Below are 9,398 nucleotides of genomic sequence, written 5' to 3'. Positions count from 1 at the left end.
GCACGACCATGGACGACCAGGGACTGCAGGACGCCGCGATCTTCCTCATGTCGATCGGCGAGGAAGAAGCGGCCGAGGTGTTCAAGCACCTCAGCCCGAAAGAGGTGCAAAAGCTCGGCGAGACCATCGCGCGTACGCGCGCCGTCTCGCACGAGCGGGTGGACCAGGTGATCCAGCGTTTCACCAACACGGCCTCGTCGCAGAGCCTGCTGGTCTCCGACACCGACAACTACGTGCGCAGCGTGCTCAAGCGCGCGCTTGGCGACGACAAGGCCGCGCTGCTGATCGACCGCATCCTGCAAGGCGGTGACGTCTCGGGCATCGAGAGCCTGAAGTGGATGGACCCGCTGTCGATCGCCGAACTGCTGCGCAACGAACACCCACAGATCGTGGCCGCCATCCTGGTGCACCTGGAGGCCGAGCAGACGGCCGCGGTGCTGAAGAACTTCACCGAGCGTCCGCGCAACGAGGTGATGCTGCGCATCGCCACGCTCGAAGGCATCCAGCCGACCGCGCTGAAGGACCTCAACGAGGTGCTCTACAAGGTGCTGGCTGGCGGCGACAAGATCCGCAAGGCCTCGATGGGCGGCGTGAAGACGGCGGCCGAGATCATCAACATGATGGGCACCCAGATCGAGAGCTCGGTGATCGAGGCCATCCGCGACCACGACGCCGACCTGGCCCAGAAGATCATGGACAAGATGTTCATCTTCGAGGACCTGCTCAAGCTCGAAGGCCGGGCGATCCAGCTCGTGCTCAAGGAAGTCGCCACCGACCAGCTCGTCATCGCGCTCAAGGGTGCCAGCAACGAATTGCGCGAACTGGTGTTCAACAACATGTCCACCCGCGCGGCCGAGGCGCTGCGCGAGGACCTCGACGCGCGCGGCCCGATCCGCCTGTCCGAGGTGGAAGCGCAGCAGAAAGACATCCTCAAGGTGGTGCGCCGCCTCTCCGACGAAGGTCAGATCATGATCGGCGGCGGCGGCGAAGACGAAGCCTTTGTGTGATCACGCCATGAGCCAACGACCCAAGAGCGACCCCTACTCGCGCTTCATCCCGCGCGAGGAAATCGACGGCGTGGCGGCCTGGCAGTTCGCTGCCGTGGACGGCAGCGACCAGCGCCCCGTGCTGGCAACGGAACCCGGTGCAGACGCGGCAGCACCCGAAGCGCGGCTGGCCGAGGCGCGCGAGCAGGCCTATGCCGAGGGTTTCCAGCACGGCCACGACGCCGGCGCGCAATCGGTGCGCGACGCGATGGAAGCCACCATGCGCCGCACCGCCGAAGAGACCGCCGTGCGCATGGCGCAACTGCTGCGCAACACGCGCGAGCACCTCAAGCACAACGAGCACGACATCTCGCGCCACATCCTCGAGCTTGCCTGCGACCTGGCGCGCCAGGTGATCCGCCAGGAACTGGTGCAGCACCCGGTGCAATTGCAGGGCGTGGTGAGCGAGGCGATGGCGCAGCTCATCGACGACAACCTGCCTGCCACGGTTCGCATGCACCCGGCCGACCTCGCCCTCATGAAAGGCGCGCTGCTGGAAACGCTGGGCGACCCTGCACCCGATTTCGTGGCCGATCCGAACATCACCCCCGGCGGTTGCGTGGTCGAGTCGCGCACCAACTCGGTGGACGCCACGATCGAGAAGCGCTGGCTGCGCGCGATCGGCAACCTCGGCCTGAGCGAACCCTGGAACCCCGCGGACGCGGACGTCTGAACCGCACAAGATGACCGACAGCACCTTCGACGACACGCCGAGCCGCTGGGGCCACTTCATGGAGGACCTGCGCGCCAGCGCCCGCGCCCCCACGACACTGGAGACGCGCGGCACGCTCACCCGGCTCGCCGGCCTCGTGCTCGAAGCCGTGGGCCTGCGCGTGCCGGTCGGATCGCAGTGCCTCATCGACAACGGCCAGAAGCAACCCGTGCTGGCCGAGGTGGTGGGCTTCTCGAAAGACCGTGCGTTCCTGATGCCCGCGGGCGACGTGCACGGCCTGGCCAGTGGCGCGAGCGTGACGCCGCTGCCGCCCTACCGCAGCGTGCCCCGGCTGGGTCAGGACAACCCGCCGCCCTCGCCCAACGACCGCAGCACGCTCAGCCTGCCCATGGGGCATGGCTTGCTGGGCCGGGTGGTCGATTCGCACGGTCAGCCGCTGGACCACCAGGGCCCGCTGCGCGACGTGAGCGTGGCGCCGCTGGAACGCGCACCCCTCAACGCGATGGACCGCGACCCGGTGCGCGAACCGCTGGACACCGGCGTGCGCGCCATCAACGCCATGCTCACCGTGGGCCGCGGCCAGCGCCTGGGCCTGTTCGCCGGCTCCGGCGTGGGCAAGAGCGTTCTGCTGGGCATGATGGCCCGCTACACCAAGGCCGACGTGATCGTGGTCGGCCTGATCGGCGAGCGCGGCCGCGAGGTGAAGGAATTCATCGAGGACATTCTGGGCCCCGAAGGCCGCCGCCGCAGCGTGGTGGTGGCCGCACCGGCCGACGCACCGCCGCTGGTGCGCATGCAGGGTGCGAGCTACGCCACCGCCATTGCCGAACACTTCCGCGACCAGGGCCTGCACGTGCTGCTGTTGATGGACTCGCTCACGCGCTATGCGATGGCGCAGCGCGAGATCGCACTGGCCATCGGCGAGCCGCCGGCCACCAAGGGCTACCCGCCGTCGTGCTTTGCCAAGCTGCCCCAGTTGGTGGAGCGCAGCGGCAACGGCTTGAACGGCGTGGGCTCCATCACCGCCTTCTACACCGTGCTCAGCGAGGGCGACGACCAGCAGGACCCGATCGCCGACGCGGCGCGCGCCATCCTCGACGGCCACATCGTGCTCTCGCGCGCGCTGGCCGAATCGGGCCACTACCCCGCCATCGACGTGGAGGCATCGGCTTCGCGCGTGATGCACAACGTGGCCGGGCCCACGCACCTCGAACTGGCGCGCAAGTTCCGCGCGAACTACTCGCGCTACCAGAAGAGCCGCGACCTGATCCAGCTGGGCGCCTACGTGGCCGGCAGCGACCCCGAGACCGACCGCGCCATCGTCCTCTACCCCGGCCTGCAGCGCTTCCTGATGCAGGACATGCGCGAGGCCGCCCCCATGAGCGACAGCCTGCGCCAGCTCAAGGCCGCGCTGCAGGAGGACAAGGCGGCTCCCACACCGGGCTCAGGCGCGCGAGGTGCACGTCCCCAGCACAACCCCTACGAAGGCCATAACGGATGACGCGTCCTGCGCAGAACCTCGAACCCGTGATCGAGATCGCCGAGCGCCGCCGTGACGAGGCGCTGGCGGAGTGCGCGCGGCTGCAGACCGAGCAGCGCCAGGCTCAGGAGCAGATGGACCAACTCGTGACCTATGCCGATGAGGCCAACCGACGCTGGGCCGAGCGCGGCGCCGCGGGTGTGGACGTGACGCTGCTCATGCACCACCGCCAGTTCATGGCCAAGCTGGACAACGCCATGGCCTTCCAGCAAGACGTGCTGGCCGACCGCGCGCAGCGCGTGCAACGCGCCACCGCCGCGATGCAGGAAGCCGAGCGCGACCTGGCCAGCCTGCGCAAGTACGCCGCGCGCCAGATCGAGGCCTGGCAGCAGACGTTGCAGCGCCGCGAGCAGAAGCACACCGACGAGATGGCGCAGAACATCCACCGCCGCCGCCTCGAGAACGACAGCAACTTCCAGCCGATGTCCTGATGAGCACCGCCACCCCTGCCTCCCCCACCCCCGCCCACGGACCGCAAGCCCACGCCGCCGGCGCGCGCCCCGCGCACCTGCAAGGCCAGCGCACGCAGGCGCCCGCCGATTTGTTCGCCACGCTGCTGGCCCTGGCCGCCGATGCGACGCCGGCCGACGCCAGTGACCCGCTGGCCGCCACCGACACTGCGGCGCAAGGCACCGCGCAGGACGCCGACGACAAGGACAACCCGCTCGCCGGCCTGATGTTCTGGCAACCCCAGGGTCCGCTGGAACAGGCCCACGCAGCGCAGGCCGGCGGCGACAGTGCCCGCGGCAGCCGGGCAACCAACACCACGCCTGACCGCGCAGCGGCAGATGCCTTGCGCGAGCCATCGGCCCGTGCCGATGAACCGGCCGTTCAGGCCACTGACACCGCCGCGGCCACCGCCGCCACCCCGGCCACGTCGACACGCCCCAGCGGCCCGAGCTGGCAGGTCATGGCCTCGCGCGCCGCACAGACCGCACCCGCCGGCAGCGGCGGTGACGCGCCCGCCACCCGCTGGAGCCGCGCCGCCCCCGAGAGCCCCACCCACGCGCCGGCCTGGGGCCTGCGCAGCACCGTCAACCTGGACCCGCGCTTCCCCGCGGCCGCACAGACCGCGCCAGGTGCGGCACAGGCCACGGCCCCTGCGACCGGCCTGATGACGGCCGGCGCATGGGCAGACGACGTGGCCCCCGCCAACACCGGCGAACGCACCGCCATCGGCGGCGCCGCCCCGGCTGCAGGCCCCGCGGCCAGCGGCTCTGCAGCGCAGGCCGACATGAACAGCGGCCAGGGCGGCAGCGGCGAGGGCAGCGACAGCGCCGGCACCGCACCCGACGGCAACGGCCAGGGAGACGACACACAGAACGCCCACGCCAGCGACGCCGAGGCGGTGGACGTGCAGCACTGGGGCGGCACCCACGGCCTGCGCCACGCCAGCCTGCGCGTGGGCGAAGACGCCGCACGCGCCATCGACATCCAGCTTGCCCTGCGCGGCGACGAGGTGCAACTCGACATCCGCACCGACGACAGTGCCACCCGCGACGCCCTGCGCGAGCAAGCCCAGGCCGCCCTGGGCGAGCGCCTGCAGCAAGGGGGCCTGCAGCTGGGCAACGTGTCGGTGGGCGCTCAACAACAGGAACGCCAGCGCGAGGGCCACACGCCCACGCTGGCGCAAGCCCGCACGGGCGGCGAGAGCGGCGCCGAGACGGCAGCGCCCCAGCAGGCACGCGCGGCCGAACGCGCGGGCGGACTCGACCTGTTCATCTGAGCCGCGGGCGCCCGACGGCGGGCGCGAGCGCGGGAATAAGCAGGTTTTCCCGCGCTTATCGGGCGAACGGCGCCCAGGACCCCCTCCCACAATCCTTCTCAATCCGCACGCCCTGCCCGCGTGCCGCCCCCGAGAAGGAAGCCCATGTCCGCCGCTGCCACCGCCACCGCCGACACCCCTGTCGCCCCGAAGAAGAAGGGCAAGAAGCTGTTGTTCGTGATCGTCGGCGTGCTGGTGCTCGCGATCGCGGGCGCGGCCGGCGCGCTGTTCATCCTGAAGAAGAACACCGCTGAAGACGACTACGAGGGCGAAGAATCGTCCGCGGTGCAACCGGTCGACCCGAAGTCGGCCCCAACCTTCCTGCCGCTGGAGAACATGGTGGTCAACCTGGCCGACCCGGGTGGCAACCGCTACATCCAGATCGGCCTGACCTTGCAATTGCAGGACAGCGCCACGGGCGATGCCGTCAAGGCCTTCATGCCCAGCATCCGCAGCCAGATCCTGGTCTTGCTGTCCAAGCGCACGGGCGAAGAAGTCCTCAGCGCCGAAGGCAAGGACAAGCTGGGCAAGGACATCGTGGCCGCCGTCTCCGACGTGATGGGCTACCCCGTGCCGAAGGACGGCGCCGAGGGCAAGCGCCGCGGCCCGGCCAACCCGGTGCAGGCCGTGCTGTTCTCCAGCTTCATCGTCCAGTGACGCCACACACCCAGGGGTGACCAGGCCATGTCCGATTCGTTTCTGTCACAGGAAGAAGTCGACGCCCTGCTCGAAGGCGTGACGGGCGAAAGCCAGAAGCTCGCCAAGGACGAGACGCCCGAAGGCGGCATCCGCAGCTACAACCTCTCCAGCCAGGAGCGCATCGTTCGTGGGCGCATGCCCACGATGGAGATCGTCAACGAGCGCTTCTCGCGCAACTTGCGCCAGGGCCTGTTCAACTTCATCCGCCGCAGCCCCGAGATTTCGGTGGGGGGTGTGCAGGTGCAGAAGTACAGCGCCTTCCTGCGCGAGCTGGTGGTGCCCACCAACTTCAACATCATGGCCATCCGCCCGTTGCGCGGCAACGGTCTGGTGGTGTGCGAGCCCACGCTGCTGTTCGGCGTGATCGACAGCCTGTTCGGTGGCACCGGCAAGTTCCACACCCGCATCGAAGGGCGCGACTTCTCGCCCACCGAGCAGCGCGTGATCAACCGCCTGGTGGACGTGGTGGCTGAGGAATACAAGAAGGCCTGGCGCGGTGTGTACCCGATCGAGCTGGCCTACCAGCGCTCGGAGATGCAGCCGCAGTTCGCCACCATCGCCACCCCGAGCGAGATCGTCGTCTCCACCAGCTTCACGCTGGAGATCGGCGACCTGAGCGGCTCGCTGCACATCTGCATTCCCTACGCCACGCTGGAGCCGATCCGCGACGTGCTGTATTCGAGCGTGCAGGGCGACGCGATCGAGGTCGACCGCCGCTGGGTGAAGCTGCTCAGCCACGAGATCCAGGCCGCCGAGGTGACCATGGTGGCCGAACTCGCCCAGACCGAAGCCACGGTGGAGCAGCTGCTCGCCATGCAGGTGGGCGATTTCATCGAGCTCGACCGCAACCCCACCATCACCGCCAACGTCGACGGTGTGCCGATCTTCGAATGCCAGTACGGCACGCACAAGGGCAAGTACGCCCTGCGCGTGGACCGCAGCCTGCGCGGCGCTGACATGAACTGGCTGGGCGCCTCGCCCGACCTGTAACGCGCCAACACCGATTTCCCAGGAGAGACTCCCATGTCCACCGATACCCCGAACCAGGACGCCATTGCCGACGAGTGGGCTCAGGCCCTTGAAGAGGCCGGTGCTGGCACCGCCACGGCCGACAGCGCGCCAGCCTTCGACGCCGATCACACGCCGATCAAGAGTGGCGCTGCGGCCAGCGGGTCGATGCAGGACATCCAGATGGTGCTGGACATCCCGGTGCAGCTCTCGGTGGAGCTGGGCCGCACCCGCGTGCCCATCAAGTACATCCTGCAGCTCGCGCAGGGCTCGATCGTGGAACTCGACGCGCTGGCCGGCGAGCCGATGGACGTGCTGGTCAACGGCTACCTCATCGCACAAGGCGAGGTGGTGGTGGTCAACGACAAGTTCGGCATCCGCCTGACCGACATCGTGACGCCCTCCGAGCGCATGAAACGCCTGAGCAGGACCTGAACCCATGTGGCAGAACGCGTGGCCGGCACTGGTGCTGCTGGCGCTGATGGTGGGCATTGCCTGGGCGCTCAAGTGGGCACGCGGGCGCATGCCCGGGCTGCCGGGCGTGCCCGGCCAGCAAGGCCCGGCGCTCAAGCTGCTGGCCAGCCTGCCGCTGGGCCCGCAGCAGCGCGTGGTGACGCTGCAGGTGGGCCAGGGCGAACACGCCACCTGCCTGGTGCTGGGCGTGGCCGCGGGCGCTGTGAGCAAACTGCATGAAATGCCGCTGCCACCCGAAGCGGCAGCGCCTTCGGCGCCCGCCGCCGGCGGTTTCGCGGCCCGGCTGGCCCAGCAACTCGTGAAGGGCCCGAACGATGCGCCGCGCTGAACGTCACGCCGGGTCTGCCGTGCTGCGCGCGCTCGCGCTGTTCCTTGCGCTGGCCCTGCTCTCGCTCGGCGCCTGGGCGCAGAACGCCCCCGTGCCCACGCCGCAAGGCCCCTCGCTGCCGCTGGTGGTGGGCCAGGGAGCGGGTGGGGCGAGCTACTCGGTGCCGATCCAGACCCTGCTGTTCTTCACCGCGCTGTCCTTCCTGCCCGCGGTGCTGCTGCTCATGACGGGCTTCACCCGCATCGTCATCGTGCTGTCCCTGCTGCGCCAGGCGCTGGGCACGCAATCGGCACCGCCCAACCAGGTGATCATCGGCCTGTCGCTGTTCCTCACGCTGTTCGTGATGGGCCCGACGCTGGACCGCGTGTACGCCGACGCCTACGCACCCTACTCGCGCAACGAGATCACGTTTGATCAAGCATTGCAGCGCGGCGAGGCGCCGATGCGTGCTTTCATGCTCAAGCAGACGCGCCAGTCCGACTTCGAGCTGTTTGCGGGCCTGGCCAAGCTGCCCGCCAACGTGACAGCCGAGAACGCGCCGTTTCGCGTGCTGGTGCCGGCCTTCGTGACGAGCGAGCTCAAGACCGCGTTCCAGATCGGCTTCATGATCTTCATTCCGTTCCTGGTGATCGACATGGTGGTCGCCAGCGTGCTGATGTCGCTGGGCATGATGATGCTCTCGCCGGTGCTCGTGGCCCTGCCCTTCAAGCTCATGCTGTTCGTGCTCGCGGACGGCTGGAACATCCTCATCGGTTCACTGGCGGCGTCGTTCGCCCAATAGGGAAACACATGGAACCCCAAGCGGCCCTCACCATCGGTCAGAACGCGCTCTTCCTGCTGCTGGCGGTGGCCGCACCGGTGCTGCTCACGGTGCTCGGCGTGGGCCTGGTGATCAGCCTGTTCCAGGCCATCACGCAAATCTACGAACAGACGCTGGCCTTCGTGCCCAAACTCGTGGCCGCGATCGCGGTGTTCGCCATTGCGGGCCCGTGGATGCTGACCACGCTGGTCGAGTTCATCCGCAGCACCATCCTTTCCATCCCGCAGTACGCCGTCTGACGGCGGCCCGAGGGCCCGGCACGTGATCACCTTCACCGAAGCCCAGCTCATGGCCTGGGTGTCGCCGGTGTTCTGGCCCTTTATCCGCATCCTCGCGGTGTTCAGCGCCGCGCCCATCTTTTCGGCACGCTCGGTGCCGATGCGCACGCGTGTGGCGCTGGCCTTCCTGGTCGCCGTCTGTGCGCAGGCCGTGCTCACCGACCAGCCGGTGGTGGCGCTGACCGATGCGCGCGCCCTGGAGGTGCTGGTGCAGCAGGTACTCATCGGCCTGGCCATCGGCATGGCGGTGCGCATCGTGTTCGCTGCGGTGGAACTGGCGGGCGAACTCGTGGGCCTGCAGATGGGTTTGAATTTCGCGGGCTTCTTCGACCCCACCACCGGCGCGCAATCGAGCACGGTGGGCCGCTTCTTCGGCAACATCACCATGCTGCTGTTCGTGGTGATCGGCGGCCACCTCATGCTGCTGCAGGCGGTGGTGGCCAGCTTCAACACCTTTCCCGTCGGCGGCGGTGCACTCGACGCGGTGAACACCATGCGCCTGCACGAACTGGGCGCGGTGGTGTTCCGCTACGGCCTGTGGATCGCGCTGCCGCTGATCGGCATGCTCATCTTCATCAACGTGGTGCTGGGCATCGTCTCGCGCATTGCGCCACAGATGAACGCGTTTGCCATCGGCTTTCCGGTGACGCTCTCGGCGGGCCTCGTGGGCATCGCCTTCACGCTGCCGATGCTGGACGCGCCCGTGGTTGCGCTGTTCCGTTTGGCCACGGCGCTGTTCACGGGCTGAACACCGGGCGCCTGGGGGC

The 9,398-nt window shown here is 68.9% G+C and carries 12 protein-coding genes; all 12 read left to right on the top strand.

Translation table 11 applies throughout. The annotated features are described in order from the left end of the window. Nucleotides 1-8 precede the first annotated feature (8 nt). The 12 genes from fliG (at nt 9) to fliR (ending at nt 9,379) form a co-directional block, all read left to right on the top strand. Nucleotides 9-1,007, top strand: coding sequence for a flagellar motor switch protein FliG (gene fliG / locus M3149_RS14530; RefSeq protein WP_251710263.1), 999 nt, complete (start codon nt 9-11; stop codon nt 1,005-1,007). A 7-nt stretch (nt 1,008-1,014) separates the two neighbouring features. Beyond that, complete coding sequence (locus M3149_RS14525; protein WP_251710262.1) at nt 1,015-1,719, top strand: FliH/SctL family protein; 705 nt, start codon at nt 1,015-1,017, stop codon at nt 1,717-1,719. Between the two features lie 58 nt (nt 1,720-1,777). Then, a complete protein-coding gene (gene fliI, locus M3149_RS14520) occupies nt 1,778-3,220 on the top strand; it encodes a flagellar protein export ATPase FliI (protein WP_251710328.1) in 1,443 nt (480 codons plus the stop codon). Continuing rightward, nucleotides 3,217-3,690 (top strand): flagellar export protein FliJ, encoded by a 474-nt coding sequence (gene fliJ / locus M3149_RS14515; protein ID WP_251710261.1) that lies wholly within the window; start codon nt 3,217-3,219, stop codon nt 3,688-3,690. The genes fliI and fliJ overlap by 4 nt, the downstream gene beginning before the upstream one ends. Then, a complete protein-coding gene (locus M3149_RS14510) occupies nt 3,690-4,985 on the top strand; it encodes a flagellar hook-length control protein FliK (RefSeq protein ID WP_251710260.1) in 1,296 nt (431 codons plus the stop codon). Before fliJ ends, M3149_RS14510 begins: the two co-directional genes overlap by 1 nt. Nucleotides 4,986-5,129: 144 nt before the next feature. Further along, a complete protein-coding gene (locus M3149_RS14505) occupies nt 5,130-5,681 on the top strand; it encodes a flagellar basal body-associated FliL family protein (RefSeq protein WP_251710259.1) in 552 nt (183 codons plus the stop codon). A gap of 27 nt (nt 5,682-5,708) precedes the next feature. Then, entirely contained in the window at nt 5,709-6,713 is a 1,005-nt protein-coding gene (gene fliM / locus M3149_RS14500; protein WP_251710258.1) for a flagellar motor switch protein FliM, read from the top strand. Between the two features lie 33 nt (nt 6,714-6,746). Further along, entirely contained in the window at nt 6,747-7,166 is a 420-nt protein-coding gene (gene fliN, locus M3149_RS14495; protein ID WP_251710257.1) for a flagellar motor switch protein FliN, read from the top strand. Between the two features lie 4 nt (nt 7,167-7,170). Beyond that, nucleotides 7,171-7,533 (top strand): FliO/MopB family protein, encoded by a 363-nt coding sequence (locus tag M3149_RS14490; protein WP_251710256.1) that lies wholly within the window; start codon nt 7,171-7,173, stop codon nt 7,531-7,533. After that, complete coding sequence (fliP, locus tag M3149_RS14485; RefSeq protein WP_251710255.1) at nt 7,520-8,314, top strand: flagellar type III secretion system pore protein FliP; 795 nt, start codon at nt 7,520-7,522, stop codon at nt 8,312-8,314. Before M3149_RS14490 ends, fliP begins: the two co-directional genes overlap by 14 nt. A gap of 8 nt (nt 8,315-8,322) precedes the next feature. After that, a complete protein-coding gene (fliQ, locus tag M3149_RS14480; RefSeq protein WP_251710254.1) occupies nt 8,323-8,592 on the top strand; it encodes a flagellar biosynthesis protein FliQ in 270 nt (89 codons plus the stop codon). A gap of 22 nt (nt 8,593-8,614) precedes the next feature. After that, nucleotides 8,615-9,379 carry a flagellar biosynthetic protein FliR gene (gene fliR, locus M3149_RS14475; protein WP_251710253.1) on the top strand — a complete coding sequence of 255 codons (765 nt, stop codon included), beginning with the start codon at nt 8,615-8,617 and terminating at the stop codon, nt 9,377-9,379. Nucleotides 9,380-9,398: the final 19 nt, after the last annotated feature.

Source organism: Hydrogenophaga intermedia (assembly GCF_023715105.1).
GTDB classification, from domain to species: Bacteria; Pseudomonadota; Gammaproteobacteria; order Burkholderiales; family Burkholderiaceae_C; genus Hydrogenophaga; species Hydrogenophaga intermedia_A.
This window is presented reverse-complemented; position numbering and strand designations above follow the sequence as displayed.